This is a genomic window from Rhodothermaceae bacterium, from assembly GCA_009838195.1.
GTDB lineage: Bacteria > Bacteroidota > Rhodothermia > Rhodothermales > Bin80 > Bin80.
The window spans coordinates 1-16,634 of sequence record VXSC01000040.1; the positions used below are offsets into that span (position 1 = coordinate 1).

The 16,634-nt window shown below is 52.1% G+C and carries 11 protein-coding genes; 4 read left to right on the plus strand and 7 right to left on the minus strand.

Going from position 1 to position 16,634, the window contains the following annotated elements:
• Nucleotides 1–734: 734 nt before the first annotated feature.
• The gene (locus F4Y64_09250) at nucleotides 735–1,922 is read right to left on the minus strand and encodes a DUF2236 domain-containing protein (GenBank protein ID MXX97782.1); all 1,188 of its coding nucleotides are present in this window, start codon (nucleotides 1,920–1,922) and stop codon (nucleotides 735–737) included.
• 593 nt (nucleotides 1,923–2,515) lie between these two features.
• On the opposite strand from F4Y64_09250, the gene F4Y64_09255 reads away from it, so the two are divergent.
• Nucleotides 2,516–3,688, plus strand: coding sequence for an efflux RND transporter periplasmic adaptor subunit (locus F4Y64_09255; protein MXX97783.1), 1,173 nt, complete (start codon nucleotides 2,516–2,518; stop codon nucleotides 3,686–3,688).
• A 26-nt stretch (nucleotides 3,689–3,714) separates the two neighbouring features.
• Nucleotides 3,715–6,915 carry an efflux RND transporter permease subunit gene (locus F4Y64_09260; GenBank protein MXX97784.1) on the plus strand — a complete coding sequence of 1,067 codons (3,201 nt, stop codon included), beginning with the start codon at nucleotides 3,715–3,717 and terminating at the stop codon, nucleotides 6,913–6,915.
• Nucleotides 6,916–7,096: 181 nt separating this feature from the next.
• On the opposite strand, the gene F4Y64_09265 is transcribed toward F4Y64_09260, so the two are convergent.
• Nucleotides 7,097–8,635 (minus strand): TolC family protein, encoded by a 1,539-nt coding sequence (locus F4Y64_09265; GenBank protein MXX97785.1) that lies wholly within the window; start codon nucleotides 8,633–8,635, stop codon nucleotides 7,097–7,099.
• Between the two features lie 370 nt (nucleotides 8,636–9,005).
• On the opposite strand from F4Y64_09265, the gene xth reads away from it, so the two are divergent.
• Entirely contained in the window at nucleotides 9,006–9,791 is a 786-nt protein-coding gene (gene xth / locus F4Y64_09270) for an exodeoxyribonuclease III (GenBank protein ID MXX97786.1), read from the plus strand.
• Here xth and polA read toward each other — a convergent pair.
• Genes polA through F4Y64_09290 form a run of 4 tightly spaced genes read right to left on the minus strand, consistent with a single transcriptional unit; the run spans nucleotide 9,779 to nucleotide 15,546 of the window.
• Complete coding sequence (polA, locus tag F4Y64_09275) at nucleotides 9,779–12,508, minus strand: DNA polymerase I (GenBank protein MXX97787.1); 2,730 nt, start codon at nucleotides 12,506–12,508, stop codon at nucleotides 9,779–9,781. The genes xth and polA overlap by 13 nt on opposite strands.
• A gap of 2 nt (nucleotides 12,509–12,510) precedes the next feature.
• Complete coding sequence (ligA, locus tag F4Y64_09280) at nucleotides 12,511–14,706, minus strand: NAD-dependent DNA ligase LigA (GenBank protein ID MXX97788.1); 2,196 nt, start codon at nucleotides 14,704–14,706, stop codon at nucleotides 12,511–12,513.
• Between the two features lie 8 nt (nucleotides 14,707–14,714).
• Nucleotides 14,715–15,122 (minus strand): DUF1761 domain-containing protein, encoded by a 408-nt coding sequence (locus F4Y64_09285; protein ID MXX97789.1) that lies wholly within the window; start codon nucleotides 15,120–15,122, stop codon nucleotides 14,715–14,717.
• A gap of 55 nt (nucleotides 15,123–15,177) precedes the next feature.
• Complete coding sequence (locus F4Y64_09290; protein MXX97790.1) at nucleotides 15,178–15,546, minus strand: VOC family protein; 369 nt, start codon at nucleotides 15,544–15,546, stop codon at nucleotides 15,178–15,180.
• Nucleotides 15,547–15,808: 262 nt separating this feature from the next.
• On the opposite strand from F4Y64_09290, the gene F4Y64_09295 reads away from it, so the two are divergent.
• A complete protein-coding gene (locus tag F4Y64_09295) occupies nucleotides 15,809–16,054 on the plus strand; it encodes a hypothetical protein (protein ID MXX97791.1) in 246 nt (81 codons plus the stop codon).
• Nucleotides 16,055–16,146: 92 nt separating this feature from the next.
• On the opposite strand, the gene F4Y64_09300 is transcribed toward F4Y64_09295, so the two are convergent.
• Nucleotides 16,147–16,530 carry a DUF3052 family protein gene (locus F4Y64_09300; GenBank protein MXX97792.1) on the minus strand — a complete coding sequence of 128 codons (384 nt, stop codon included), beginning with the start codon at nucleotides 16,528–16,530 and terminating at the stop codon, nucleotides 16,147–16,149.
• Nucleotides 16,531–16,634 lie beyond the last annotated feature (104 nt).

Below are 16,634 nucleotides of genomic sequence, written 5' to 3' on the forward strand. Positions count from 1 at the left end.
ATGCAGAGCATGTGATGGAGGCGATCGCACACAATTTGAAACGATTCCCGAGGATGGCTGTGTCCACGGGGTAAAACCAGAGGATCAACGCAGGCATTTGGTTCCTTAAATGCCGGGTCGGGCAGTACTGACGACCGAATGACACCCAAAATCTTCGCAAAAATCCATCATGCCCCTTGAAAAATTCCTCTCCGAAACTTGAACGCTTTTATTCAACAGTCTCAACTGGTTATATTACTGTTAACTCATGACCAAACTCTCTGGTCACAGCGCGTGAGTCTGTGCGGTTCGCACCTTTGAATCTTATAGCCGCTTTTCGCCTCTGGTCGCAGTATGTACGTCTGTGCGACCCCGGGCCAATTCAGAGCCCATATGAACAATAAGTAGTTGTGATGTTCTGGACCAAAGTAAGATGGTGGTTACCATCCCCATAACAGGTAACACATTAGGGCAACGAGCATGACAAGCCACACGTTTGCAGTCACAAGTAGCCAAAAAATCTTGTTTAGTTGATCAGAATTCTCAGTCTCGTTCATTTGCCTCTGGTTTAGATTGGAGCACCGCTCCCACAGCTCAGAGCAGCACGCATGTTTGGCGGTCAGGAACGGTGCTCTGAGATTCGGGTTCCGTCCTGTGGACTGATATTCCCTGCAATACCACCCGCTTTCGTTCGGGACCAGAACAGAATGTTCTGGTCGTTGCCGTGCGGTAGTACCAAGATATTTGGTACGCTGTTACCAGTCCTGAGACATGGCGTCCTTCACGTGCGTTGGTAGCTTGTAACTGATCCCAATGATGTCGTCATAGGAGGAAATCCCCAATAATTCCATAAAATTCTTCCTCCGTACGAACTGTGTATCCTTGAGCACGCTTTCAAGAAATATGCGGGTTCGAAACAAAAAGAGGGCGATGAAGCCGTTGTAATAGGGGAACTGCAAGTCCTTTGCCATCTTGCGTCCAATGAGAATCCCTGAAAGTGCGTACCCTAATTTGATCTGTTCTTCTGCTTCCTTCACATTTTCAATACCGGTGACACTTGGTACGGCACGAACCAGTTGATTGGCCATAAACGCTGAATCTTCGTCAGGAGGTGGTTCACATAGCATGCCGATCTTAAAGATCCGCTCGGCAGCCTTTTTGTCCTCGTACAGTATGGCATCGGGGACACCAAATAAATACCCCACGTAACGAAATACATCCATAACGCCTTCTTGCTCTTCTCTGTTGAATTTCACACCAAGTATCTTGGAGAAATGAATTAGGCGCATAGAAAACACCGCAGTAGCGTACCCTAGATGGGCGGCACTCACAGGGCAACCCCAGGCCTCTTTATCCCATTCATCGAAGCGATTCAGCAAATAGCGAACCTTGGCATGGACGAAGCGGATGCGCATTGTCATTTTCCATCCGTCGTTTGGCCGCAGCATGCCGCCAGGATAAAATATCTCAAGTATATGCCGGGCATTATAACCTAAGCGACGCTTGGTATTCTTTGAACCAACCCGTCCCGTCATCCGAAAAGACTTGGCTATCATGGTTGAAAACCCTTCTACAAGAACGCCCGCTACAAATGCAGCCAGCACCAGACTGGCGTTCTTGTAGACAGCACGGCCCGCGGGCCGAAACGATTCGTAGTTCAGCCAAGGTGGCTTAACGGTATCCGCCTTGTGAAAGAATTCACGGAGACAATCAGGTGCACCCGCCAAAAATTCTTCTCTTCCTTCAATGCCAGCTCGCACATACCGGCTAAAAACATCGGGATCCAATTGTGGCACACATTCCTCAAATACCGGATCTAATTCGGGATCGCCAATTGTTGTATGCTGAGCATACAGATCTGCCAGAACCGGGTCCTTCCGCCGCGCCTTTGCATAGCCAGATTGATAACTGGTTGGAACAAGAATGGGAGAGGATTCTCTCATATATTTGCACGTCACAGGATAACGGGGTAACAAAAAACGGCAACTACCCGGCTAAACACTTTACTCGCTGAATCTCCAGATCTTCAACCCAGCTACTACTGACAATTGCGTTTTCTGTTCTGTGGCTTGAGTATAGCATCTACGAAACGCTCATCCTTTATCGAGCAGCCTCGAATAATCACGACCCCAATTGATTCGTGCCGACCCCAAACAGTCCGCCTCTTTCAATTGCCCGTGATACCCAAGCTTTGCACGGATATAGGTGCCGCTGAACCATTAGAATACGGGGGACGGCGGTGGGGTGCACGCTCAATCTGGTTACCTTGCCGCCGCCGGTCTTCGGTTCATGAAAGAGTCTGTATCCAGGAATTTTACTATCTTCGGTGTGCGGGCGACGATCTAGGCTTTCTGGATGCCCAGTACATTTTATCATGTCATAAATGGCTCCAAAGGAATCCCTTCGTAGCTTGGCCGATGCCCGTCTGGCGGTACACAGACCCCTCGGCGGGACTTGGATTCACGAGATGTCGTAATTCGATCTGGGAGCGCTGTAGGTTTTCGCCGATGCTATTGTCCGAGTATACACAGCAGTCATGAAGCGGGGAAAGCTCGTATTTATTGTGGGTGCCATCGTTGTTGCAGGCATCGTAGTCTTAGCCATCGTATTATCACAACTGCGCTCCAGTACTTCAGAACCAACGTCGGAGCGAGTCCTTCCTTTTGTCACCACCGTCGCACCTACCGCGCACGAAGGGCGTGTCACGATACGCGGCAATGGAACGGTTCGACCACTGCGGGAAGTGACACTTGTCGCTGAAGTTGCAGGGAAGGTCACTTGGGTAGCAGACGAATTTGTCACCGGTGGAGCCTTCCGTCAGGGTCAGGAGATTCTCAGGATAGATTCCACCGATTATGCCAACGCGGTCACCGTCGCGCAGGCTGAGGTAACGCAGCGACAATTCGATTTGCTGAGAGCTGAAGAGGAGATGGAGATTTCAAAGGAGGAATGGGAACTTCTGGAGAGTCGAACGGGCATACAGAGACCGGCCGACAGCACTGAACTCGGTAGCCTTGTCTTCAAGGAGCCGCATTGGAAGGCTGCAGTCGCACAACTTCAAGGAGCTCAGGCACGGTTGCAAGATGCCGAAGCGCGTCTGAAGCGAACACGTATCACCGCCCCATACAACGGACGTTTGCGAACTAAGGGAGCGGATTTGGGGCAGTTTGTTGGGCCGGGACATGTAATCGCCTTCTTTTATGGGACAGATGTCGTTGAGATCAGTGTTCCCATCGCAGGCCGCGACATCACGCTCCTCGGCGACTTGCTAACTGGTGGAACCGGGGCTACACATGCCAGACTTCTTGCCCGTAATGCCGATGGGGAGCATGAATGGACCGGAAGCATTCATCGCACGGAAGGGACCCTAGATGAGTCTACGCGAACACTCAATGTGATCGTCCGTGTACAGAAACCCTACGAAAGCAGTGATGTGCGCCCGCCCCTTCTGGTGGGAACGTTTGTTACTGCATTCTTGGAAGGTCGGCACTTTGATCAATACTACACGCTGCCACGCGAAACCCTTAGAGAAGGTGATGTGGTCTGGGTTGTTCGTGAGGACCGCCTGTATGTGCAACCCATAGAGATCATCCAAGAAGTGGAGGACACCCTCTATGTTCTAAATGGGATCACGGACCATGACCAGGTGGTCACCAATATGCTCAACGCCATAACCGATGGCATGCGTGTACGGACCGAAATGGATTAGTCAGAAGCAGCAAATAGCTTGCCGACATGAAGAAAGCTATTGCCTACATGGCACGCAACAGCGTCGCAGCGAATCTGCTGATGTTGCTGATTCTTTTCCTCGGACTCCTGAACGTGTCAAAAATTCCGCAGGAGGTCTTTCAGGAAGCCAGCCTCGATGCTGTCGAAATCCGCGCAGACTACCGTGGAGCCTCCCCCGAAGAGGTGGAAGACGGAGTCGTGCGACGCATTGAAGAGGCGATTGATGGCGTGGATGACATTGATCAAATCTCATCCGTTGCTTCGGAAAATGTTGGCGTAGTGACGGTAAACCTGGAGTTGGGCGCTGATGTTGATAAGGCTCTCAACGACATCAAGAGTAATGTGGATCGCATCAATACATTTCCCGCTGAAGTGGAGCGGCCAATAGTGCGAGAGCTGACCAACCGTAGGAATGTTCTGCAGATTGCTATTTACGGGAACGCCGACGAGCATACACTCAAGGCATTGGCAGAACAGGTCAAGGATGAACTGACGGCACTTGACGAAATCTCCTTTGTGCGTTTGATCGGCGTGCGGGACTATGAAATATCGATTGAAGTCTCGAAAGACGCGTTGGCTGCCTATGGGCTACGTCTTTCTGATGTAGCAACTGCCGTGCGTCGTGGAAGCCTGGAACTACCTGGTGGCAGCCTGGAGACGCGCAGTGAAGAAATCCTAGTTCGTTCCAAGGGCCAGAATTATACAGCCAGAGATTTTGAGGAAATTATCGTTCTGGCAACTCCAGCAGGTGCTACTGTCCGTCTTGCGGATCTCGCCACCGTCACGGATGGATTTCAGGACGATGACATTATTGCACGATTTGGAGGACAGCCGGCAGTTCTGGTGGCGATTTCCCGCACGGGTGATGAGCGTGTCCTTGATATTGCTGAAGCCACCGAAGAGTACCTGACGGGCTTCCGTGCGAGTGTGCCGGACGGGATTTCCGTAGATACGTGGCGCAATGAGCACGCCTACCTCAAAAGCCGCCTCAACCTTCTGATCAAAAATGGAGTCGTCGGCTTCATACTTGTGACGCTCGCTTTGGTCCTGTCCATGAACCTTCACTTGGCATTGTGGACTTCCCTGGGCCTCCTGGTATCCTTTATTGGCTCGTTTACGGTAATGGCATTACTGGGAGTTTCCATCGACATGACCTCTTTGTTTGCTTTTATCGTTGCCATTGGAATTGTGGTTGATGATGCCATTGTAATTGGGGAAAACATATTCAGGGAGCAGGAGCGTGGCGTACCGCCCTTGCGTGCCGCAGTTGAAGGAGCCACGCGCCTCTGTGCGCCTGTGACCTTTGCGGTATTTACGACAATCGCAGCGTTTTCGCCAATGCTGTTTGTACCGGGGTCAATGGGCAAGTTAATGCAATCTATCCCGACGGTTGCCATTACTGTTCTGTTATTTTCCCTGATTGAATCGCTCTTTATCCTGCCGGCACATCTCTCGCACATGAAAAAGAATGCAAACCCTGGCAGGGTCATGCAGCGCCTACAATGGATCCAGTCTGCTATAACGCAGGCCCTGGAACGCTTCATCCATGGTCCGTTAGATCGAATACTGCGACTCACCACGCAGCGTTATGCTCTTGTGCTGATCGGTTCGGTGGCTCTGATCGGTCTGTCACTCGCATTCGTGCGTGGTGGATTGATTCAGTTCATTTTTATCCCTGAAATTGAAGGCGAAGTCGTAACGGCACGCATTGAGATGCCGTTGGGTACTCCGGCTGAGCGAACGCAGCAGATTGCCGAACTACTGGAAGCGAAGGGGCATGAAACTGCCGCCGAATTGCAAGCCAACCTTCCAGAGAATCACCCGCCTCTGGTGACAAATACGATGACCTTGGTCGGTGACCAGCCCTCCCTCGGGTTGAATCCGATGGCGGCTGATCAACATAAGATCATCCAATCCCATCTAGGTGAGGTCAGCTTTGAATTGGTCAACGCCGAAATACGAAAGCTCCCTGCACTTGAATTTGAAGAAGCATGGCGTGAAAAAGTTGGCGAAATTCCCGGTGTAAACTCTCTCGTTTTCCAGGCTGCACTGCTCTCCCTCGGAAGCAGCATTCGGGCAGAACTGAGTGCGCCCACTGCCCAGGCGCTGGCACAGGCAACAACGCACTTCCGGGAGGAGCTGACGAATATTGCAGGGACCTCTAATATCGACGATGATCAAGACAGGGGAAAACGTGAAGTTCAGTTGGAACTGCTTCCAGAATCACGCCCCCTCGGACTGACTTTTGAAGACATGGCCCTGCAGGTACGCAACGCCTTCTTTGGTGCCGAAGCCCTGCGTATTCAGAGAGGACGGGACGATGTCAGGGTAATGGTTCGCCTGCCAGAGGATGAACGCAACACTCCAGCCGACCTGCAGCGACTCCGTATTCGAACACCGGCCGGAGCCGAGATCCCACTTAGCGAAGTCGCTGAAGCGCGCTTTGGTACCGGCCCATCCACCATTCATCGACGCGACCGACGCCGCGTTGTAACCGTCACAGCGGATGTGAATGAAGAGCAAAATACACTGGGTGCGGTCATCAATCGCCTGGAATCGGAAGTCGTGCCGGCTATTCAGACGGATATTCCAGGTTTCCGCGTAAGCTTTGAAGGAGAGCAGAGGCAGCAAGCTGATGCTGTGAACTCGCTGACAAGAGGGTTCGTCATCGCATTGTTTGTGATGTACGCACTTTTGGCCATTCCCTTTCGTTCATATATCCAGCCATTCATCATTTTGGCCGTGATCCCGTTTGGATTTATTGGTGCCCTGATTGGCCATATCGTCATGGGACTGAATCTGAGCATGCTTAGCCTGTTTGGGATCGTGGCACTAAGTGGGATTGTAATTAATGACTCGTTGGTGCTTATTCACTACATCAATGAAAGGAGGCGGGAAGGGGTACCCATGGAAGAAGCTATCTGGGAAGGTGGGAAGGCTCGCTTCCGCCCAATCCTACTCACATCTGTAACCACATTCCTAGGTGTCCTCCCTCTTATACTTGAGCGGAGCACACAGGCACAGTTTCTCATTCCGATGGCAGTCAGCCTTGGGGTCGGTGTGCTGTTTGCTACGATCATCCTGATGATGCTGGTACCAGCGCTCATGATGTTGCATCATCGCCTCGACAGTTTGTTTCGCCGCGGATATGTGGACCAACCCGCTCAGCAGTCCGTGGATAGAGTCTCTGGATTCCGGGAATTCTAGAATTGGCGGGGCCTATCGTGGCCATTGATCTATGTCCAACCTCAACTGTGGTCATTCATGGCTTCAGCAACCCGTTGATAGATCTTCGGTGTCTATTCACGACGGAGCGCACCCACCACGGCTGGAAGCCTTCTTTGTGTTCGTAACCACTGTATGCCTGGACCGTAACTTCGGCAAAAATCTACGGCGTTTCGGGATTGAGAACTGATCCTTCCTGAATCCAGGTCCCGCCAAGGGATCTATGTACCGCTAAGCGGGCTTCGGCTAAGCTGCGGCGGGATTCCATTAATCCTATTTCCGAGAGGACAAGATTGCGCCGGGCATCCAGAAAGCCTAGATAGTCACCCGTTCCCCGAAGATAGCGAAGTTCCTGAATTTGAACTCTGTCATGGGCCGAAGCCTGGGCAGCTGTAAGGGACGCATGGCGCTCCTTCAATTTACCGTAGTTCACAAGCGCTGCCTCCACGTCCCGGAAGGCCATGAGCACGGTTTTCTCATACTGGAGCGCCAACTGTTCGTACTGGGCCCAAGCCACCCGAATGTTTGCTCGGATCCTACCGGCATTGAATATGGGGGCCGTCAAACCGGTGCCAAAAAGCCAGAAGTTCTGACTGGTCTTCACAATATCGGAGAGTGTGCTGCTCTGCGTACCAGCCGCTCCTGTCAGTGAAAAACTGGGGAATTGAACGGCGCGCGCGGCTCCGATGCGCTCACGGGCAGCTTCTAAACGCTGAAATGCCGCAACTACATCCGGCCGCCCCTGCAGCAAATCTGAGGGCAATCCGCTCGGTATCTCCTCCAACGCGTAAGTATAGGCGCTCTCGGGAACAAGCATGGTGTCCATCGGCATTCGGTAACTCCCCAGAAGCAGGCTCAGTCGCCCTCGGGTCGCATCCAACTGACTTTCGAGCACGGGCAGATCGGCTTTTGCAGCATGAAGTTGCTGCTGAGCGGCGTGGAATTCCAAAGGAGACACCAGCCCTCGCTCATACCGATCAGACAGGATCTCTGTACGTTCAGTCAGGATACGTACGCTTTCCTGTGTCAATTCGAGGGTGCGTTGACGAGCGGCAATCTCAAAATAGGTCGCAACCGTCTCCCCGATGACTCCCATGAGTACCGTACGAACGTCAGATTGTGTGGCAAAAAACTCCTGCAGTGCTGCGCGCTTCGTTCCGCGTACCCGGCCCCAAAAGTCTATTTCGTACGCGAACCCTAGTGAGGCACTATAGGTTGTATAATCGAACCGATCGGGAAATTCAGGTGCTCCTGGCACGCTGAAACGATCCCCTAACTGTCCCCCGATACCTATATTGGAAGGAGTATCCTGCTGATCGCGCCGCGCAGCCAGTTCCATGGACGGAAGCTGCTCAGACCGTGCGATACGAAATTGATTCTGCACTTCTGCCACGCGAGCCACAGCTACTCGAAGGTCCAGATTTCGTGCGATAACCGAATCCACTAACTGATTCAGGTATGGATCTCCAAAGCCGTGCCACCAGTAGTGCTGTGCACTCTGATCAGCAAGTGCAGCCGCTTCGAATTCTTCGGGGAGTGGCTGCAGCGGGTCCTCCAGACGTGGTGCCATTGAACACCCGACAAGACCCACAGTGACTAGCAAACCCACTACAAAAAAAGAGCGCACCCACCGAGATGTATGTGCTCCGACACAACATCCGCCCTTTGATTGTGGGGAGAAGGAAGTAACTGAATTGGTCATGCGTTTCGTTACAGCGCCCTTCTTCTAATGTTCCAGTGCCCTCGGCACTGCAGGAAGGTCTGCTTTGAAGTCTGTGTTGCCATGTGTGTGATGCACCGAACAAGTTTTTCGGGTGCCAGAGAATTTGCAGCGATGCAGTTTCCAGAGCGTCTGCATGCAAAATTAACAAAATAAAGAGTGGCAGAAAAGGTCGTCGGTATATTTCGCGTGATTCGACAACGATTGCAACATACGTCAGTGCGAAAGAAAGCGGCTCGTTCCAAACACAAACATGGCCGTCTTTGCACCTAGTTCAGGCCTGACAATTGATCCGAAGATGCCCTATGGAAGTTTACTGTTATCTTAGTGCCGAACAGTAGGTCAAGAAACCATGTCTCTCCCTATTAAACTCGTCACATGGAATGTCAATTCTGCACGTGCCCGACTCGTCAGGATCCTTGATTTCCTTGAGCGACATAATCCGGACATCGTTTGCCTGCAGGAAATCAAAGCCACGCAGGAAACATTCCCCTTTTCTGCCATCGAAGAAGCCGGGTATCAGGCATTCATCCATGGCCAACCCTCCTACAATGGGGTGGCCATTCTTGCCAGAGAAATAGTGGAGGATATCCGAACCGGACTTGACAACGAAGCGCGGGTCATCTCCGGCAGTGTCCATAATCTGCGTGTCGTCAACGTTTATGTACCCAACGGAAGACGAATTGGGATGCCAAAGCATGCCTACAAGCTTCGCTGGCTTGATACCTTGCGTAAATTCTTGGATGTGGAACGGGAGAAATACAAAGAGTTTATCCTGACGGGAGATTTTAATGTCGCTTTTGACGATCTGGATGTCGCCCACCCGGACAGCTGGAGGGATTCTGTCCTGTGCGATCCGGCAGCACGCGAAAAGCTGAATATCCTCATGGACCAGTTTTCGCTCTCGGATCTATTGCGCAAATATGCCAGAGGCCCTGGCGTATACACATGGTGGGATTTTCGTACACGAGGATTTGAATGGAATGACGGGGTACGGATTGACCATATCCTTGCAACCCCTGACCTTTCCGAGCTCAGCAGCAATGCCTGGGTCGATGTCGAAGAGCGTGATCTGGAGCGCCCTTCAGACCACGCACCGGTCCTGATGCGACTTTTCTCGGCCTCTCAGTGTGCTTGAAGCCAATTCGTACCCCTACCGACATTGACCTCAATTGGAATCCGGAGTTCTATGGCCTGAACCATACAGGTCTGGACGATCTCTTCCGCCTCTGCAAATTCCTGCTCGGGGACTTCAAACACGAGTTCATCGTGGACTTGCAGAATCGCCCGTGATCGCATGCCGGCATGTTGCAACTCCCGATCAATTGCAATGGCCGCCAACTTGATCATATCTGCCTGCGTCCCCTGTATTGGCATATTGACTGCAATCCGCTCGGCGGCAGCACGCACAGCACTATTACGGGCCTTTAGGTCTGGTAAATAACGGCGTCGCCCCATGAGCGTGGTGGCGAAGCCACGTTCCTTTGCCTGATCAACCTGCCTCTGTATGAACTGCCATACCCCGGGAAAAGACTCCTGGTGAGCTTTCATTAACTGCTGTGCCTCTTTGTGTGTGCACCGTAACCCACGCGCCAAGCCGGAAGGTGAGAGACCATACGGGATCCCATAATTCACGGCCTTTGCTGCGTTCCGCTGCTCTCGTGTAATGTCGATGGCATCCACCTTGTAGATCAGTGCGGCAGTTTCCGTGTGAGGATCACGACCGGTTGCAAAAATCTCCTGTAACTCTGGATCTATGCTCATGTGAGCGAGGATCCTGAGTTCAATCTGCGAATAATCCGCTGACAAAATGTACCAGCCCGCCGGAGCCACAAATGCGCTGCGAAGCTCTCGCCCTGTACGATCGCGGACAGGAATATTTTGTAGTGCCGGGTCTGAAGAAGATAGCCGGCCCGTGGCTGCAGAGGTCTGATTGAACACGGTATGAACCCGCTGCGTCATCGGCATGACCATACGTGCTAGGTTGTCTACGTACGTCCCTTTGAGCTTGGCGGCTTTTCGCCAATCCATAATGAGCGCTGCCACCTTATGCTCGGTAGCAAGATCCAGAAGAACCTCCTCCCTGGTGGAAGGCTTTCCGGAAGGCGTGCGCCGCTTCACCGGATACCCCAATTTCTCAAAGAGAACCTCCCCCACCTGCTTCGAAGAGGCAATATTGAAAGACACGCCAGATTCCTTGTAAATCTCACTAGCATATCGGTCCAGATCTTCTTGAATTCTGGGACCCAGCTCTTCCAGGATAGACAGATCAAGTCTCACGCCCGCGGCCTCCATGTCAGCCAACACATACACCAGCGGGAACTCCATTTCGTCCGCGATTTTGTGAAGATCACTTTCCTGGAGTTTTTTATGCAATTTCACCTGCATTTCAAGTGGACAAGCCGCATGCTCACAGGCGAGGATCCGGAACTCCTCGGGGGCGATATCTCGCGGCTCTCGTCGCAGGCGCCCCGTCCCAAGAATATCCTCGATCTCCTGAGGCTCGTAGCCCAACTGCTGCTTCGCAACCGTCCCGAACCGGTGGTTTTGATCTGGAGAAAGGAGATAGTGAGCAATCTGGGTATCGAAGAGCTTTCCCCGAACCGGTACGTTGAGTCGCCGGAGCTGAACAATAAGCGGCTTCAGATCATGCCCGATCTTCTCCACTTTCCCGTTAGAAAAAACCGGAGCAAGAATCTGGATCACCTCCGATACGGGTGTCCCATCCGGAAGCGGAAGTGGAAGAAATACCGCACTCCCTGGGGCCCAGGAAACCGCCATGCCCCACCAGTCTGCACGAACTGGAGAACCCGGTGTCATCAGGCTGGCCACTCCGACACGCCGGACCTCTTTCAGGGACTGTTCAAACGTTTTTAGCTCGTCAACCGTTGTGATCATCCGGTAATTCGCCCGATCGGATTGATAGCTCTTCAGGGTACTGGTGGCGGCGATCTCGGCAGTTTCGAAGAGTTCTGATCCGGCAGTCAGGCGGCGGATCAGTGTGTTAAATTCGTAGCGGCGGAAAAATGACAACGGCTCCATGTCTTTGGGACTGCGGGGACGACAGGCTTCCCAGTCTAACTTTACATCCAGATCTGTTCGTATCGTGACTAGGTCCTTGCTCAGTCGTACCATGTCCGGGTCTGCAGTCAGGGCGGTCCGCCAGCGCTTACTGGTATAGGTCGAGGCCTTGTCCAAAATATTCTCGACGGTCTGATCCTGCTGCACCAACTTTGCCGCCCCTTTTTCACCAATTCCCCGTGCACCTGGTACATTATCACTGCTGTCTCCCATCAGCGCAAGCATGTCAATGAAGTTTTGAGGAGGGATCTGATACTTTTCCCGGAAACCCTCCTCAGTTACACGCTCAAAACCGGCGCCGCTGCGTGGCCGCAACATTTCTACATGGGAAGAAAGAAGTTGCTGAAAATCCTTATCTGGAGACACTATGACGGCATGCACACCTGAGGCCTCGGCCTTCCGTGCCAGCGTACCAATCACATCATCTGCCTCAAACCGATCCGCCTGCAGGACCGGAATGGAAAGTGCCTGCGCCAGTTCCTTGATCCGGGGCAAATTCTCAAGCAACGCGTCCGGTGGCGCATCTCGATTTGCTTTGTACTCGGAGTACAGATCATTCCTGAAGGTTTTTCCCGGCCCATCAAATACGATTGCCGCATACTTCAGTCCTACTTCTTCAATCAGGTTAATCAAGGTCGTACTAAAGCCATAAAGGGCGCTGGTATTTTCCCCCCGTGAATTAATCCGTGGGCGACTCAGAAACGAAAAATGGGCCCGATAGGCGAGGGCCATCGCATCTAAAAGAAAAATCTTCATGTTTTGACTATCCTGCATGATCAACCATTTCCGCTTCCGATTACGAGGTCCTTCAGCTCACTCAACCCCAGTACTGCAACATCAAGTGCCACCGCCTTTTTTAATTTACTGCCTGCATTCTCCCCAGCCAAGAGATAGTCTGTCTTCTTGCTAACGCTACCTGTAACCTTCCCACCATGCGACTCAATCCAGGCGCGTGCCTCCGACCGTGTCATCTCTTCCAAGCTTCCGGTGATCACGAACGTCTTCCCTTCCAGTAATTGAGAAGATGGGGCTTGCTCCTGAGATTCAAACGAAACGCCGGCAGCCTGTAGCTTGGTGATCAGGTCTCGATTTTCATCTTCCCTGAACCACGCAAGAATCTCCTGTACCATCATCGGACCAATCCCATCCAGCTCCAGAAAGCGGCGCAGCAAATTAAGCAGCTCCGTCAGGGGTGCAACGAATCTCTCGTCATCTGTGTCCAATTGCCTCAGGCAAGCTCCAACCGGATCCTTGAGGTGCACCTTCTGCAGGAGCGTGGTGGAAAGAGTGTCCCCATCCTGCAGCACCTCTGTCGGCACCTCCCCCTCAATTGTATTTATCCTTTCCGCGATCATCATCAACTCCTCAATCGAAAACTGTCCAAGCAATAGCCGTGCTGACACTGCTCCGATACCATTAACTCCTAGAGCAATCAGCAATTTTTCGGGCCCACGATCCCGACTCCGATGAATAGAGGCGATAAGCTCGGATGTCTTCCGATCTGCAAATCCCTCTAAGGGTAACAGCTTTTCCTCTGTAAGCGTGTAGAGATCCGCTTCATCGTTAATCAGGCCAGATTCAATCAGAACCTGTACCGTGTTCGGCCCCAACCCTTCAATATCCAGCCCTTCCCTGGAAGCAAAAAACATGACTCGCCGTAATACCCTCTCTGAGCACCGTGCGTTCGGGCAATACAGATCCACTCCATCCCTCTTTCGGATCAGTTGATCCCCACTAACCGGACACTGCTCCGGTGGTAGAATGGGGGTTTCGCTGCCTGAGCGAACCTCTTTCACGGACCCAACAATGTAGGGGATAACATCTCCCGACCGCTTTATCCTGATCGTGTCTCCGATGCGCAGATCAAGCTGCTCTACCTGGTCATAGTTATGTAGGGTTGCATTTGAAACGGTGACTCCTCCCACAAATACAGGCTTGAGGTGAGCCGTCGGAGTAATACGTCCCGTTCTTCCTATCTGAGGTTTTACCGACTCAAGCAGGGTCGTTGCCTCCTCGGAGGGGAATTTGAATGCGACTGCCCCGCGTGGATCTTTGCCCACAATACCGAGCTTCTTCGCCTGTGTACTGTCTGATACTTTGATGACGATGCCATCAATCTCGAATGGAAGCGTGTCTCTCACCTCTTTCCACCAGTCCACCCGTTTGGCGACGTCCTCCAATGTTGGCAGCAACTGCACTTCAGGTGGGATCCTGAATCCCGCGCGATGCAGCCAATCCAGACGTTCAAAATGGTCCTCGGGTGCAAAATCATCCGGAAACATCACGTCGTACGCATACGCGGATAGATCCCTTTTCGCCGTGAGCTGTGCATCCTTTTGTTTCAGGGAACCGGACGCCGTATTCCGTGCATTGATATAGGCCGGCTCCCCCTCTTCAATTCGCTGCTGATTCAGTTTCGCAAACGCTTCTTTGGTAAAGAGCACTTCGCATCTGATCACAAGTACATCCGGGGGCACCGGCCCCTTCTCAACAGGAATCCGCAGTGGTACTGACCGGATCGTGCGTGCATTTGCAGTGACCACGTCCCCAACCTCCCCGTTGCCTCGCGTAGCTGCCTGAACAAGGACCCCTTTCTCATAACGCAGCACCAATGTTAATCCGTCAAACTTGGGCTCTACCACGTAGGCAAATGCTTCACCTGGCACCAACTTGCGGTTCCGTGTCTCCCAAGCCGATAAATCCTCTATACCGAACGCGTTCGCCAGACTAAGGACAGGACGCAGGTGAGAAGTCTTGACGAAATCTGAGTCCAGATCACTCCCAACCCGCTGGGTCGGAGAATCCGGTGTAACCAGTTCAGGATACTCGTTCTCAAGTGCAGTCAACTCCGAGAGGAGTTGATCATACTCTGCGTCTGTGATCGTGGGTCGTGCAAGTACGTAGTACCGGTATGCGTGCCGATTGAGACTCGTACGCAATTCGGCAGCACGATCCGCTACACTGATTCCCATACGGCCATTTATCGCCAGGCCCCAATCAACCCACCCATGAGCAGAAAGACAACGAGATTGTATGCCTGATTCAGCACAAAAATCCCCATGCCTTTATCCTCCCAGGCAACACTCTGCCAGCCCATAGGAAGTGCGAACCCCACCCAGGCTGCAAAACCAACGGTCAATCCCCCTCCCAAAGTGCCCATATCCATATGGGCGATCAGAAGCGATAAAACATATACCGTAAGCACAGAACCCACTAGGGATCCTCCGTATGATTTGGCCGGATTGAAGTTCTCTTTGATTTTCTCCTCCGTCAGATCCATCATCTCCATCCACATCTTACCGAAGATCGGTCCATACCAGAGTGAGCCCACGACCATCGGGAGCAGAATGGCAACTACAAATGAAATCCAGTTTTCGGGTAAATACATTTTGCGTTAAGTTAGTGAACGGGTCAAGATAGCAGATTATGGAGAAAGTGTAAAGCTATTGGCCAGCCCAGATCGCACAAACAGCTCCCGAGGGATCGCGAATGACTGCGTAGCCCTTTTCGGGGCCCATAGATCTGGTTGGGCAAACGACCTCGCCTCCCCGTTCCACACAAGACTGGAGACTCTTTTCCAGAGATTCCACCTGAAAATAGGGGATCCAGACTGGCGGAATCCCGGCATTCAGACCGCGTGCATGACAGATCCCTGCCACTGTCTCTTTGCCCTCGTTCATCGCATAGTCTTCGTACCCGCCCATGTCAACGGGTTCTGGCTGCCACCCGGCAACGTTGACATAAAAGTCGCGGATCTCCTCCGCATGGTCGACCGTCAGGTCGATCCACAATGGGGGTTTTGTTTCTTGCATAGATTTATCGGCTTATGGGGGTGATGATTGATGCGGGCTTTTCACCAGTTCGCATCTTCCTTTTCAAAATGATTCCTGTGATCTGGTGACACTCGCACCCCAAAGTACGCACAATAACCATCATTCCCAAGGGTTGTGTGAATGGCTGTGGAATTTTGTTGGAAAAATCGTGCATTTCTTGTTTGCATTTTGTTGACTATCGGCACGAGTTTTTGCGGTATCCTTGTATCGTAATCAGTCACACTCTCTTGCTTCTTTATTCATGCCAAACGCAACCCGATTCCGCAATCAATTCAGCCGTGAAAATGGACATCATCCACCTTCCAGAACTGCCATTGCACTGGCCTCACTGACCGTCGAACAGGTTCTTTATGAGATCGAACTGATTAGCGACGCCCAATGGATCCTCGGACAGCGACGGGGACATTCCTGGTACAATGAAGACGGTGGGCATTTGGCCGAAGCCGCGCAGATTAAGGCAATCCGAATTCCAGCACGTCGGCACTGAACCTGGCACACTCCCGGCGAATCAGGATTGTGCGCGCTGGATCTGAATACTGTGGCGTACTGCCGGAGGACCTCGTCGGATAATCTCCCAACTCATGACCTTCGGTAGACAAACTTCACCGCGGACCAAGTCTCATCAACAGAGCAGATTTTTATATCAACCATCCCGATTGCCCGCCCAATTCTCAGGACTACGTTCATGGATAGGTTTGTCCTTCTTCCTGAACTTTTCTTTGGCCAGGAAATCCATAACATGCCCCTGTCTGCCAAGGTTGGGAGTGCAATATCAAGCAACGCGATCAGCCGATCCTGGTGCTCAGAAAACACATGAACAAAGTCAGCTTCATCTACCGGTGATTCACCCGGAATTACCGGCGCATCCGCAATCAATGTATGGTAGTGGGATGGATGATCAAGTGAATAGGCACTCATACCCTCTTTGAGTCCTAGCTTCGCAGCTAATGTTGGAGAGGGCATGGATTCATTCGATCTGGTTTATTTTTGGAAAATTACGACAAATTAACTACCCTGGTATAGTAGGACGGCCGTCAGATAAGGCTACGGGGCGCTATGTATTTCGT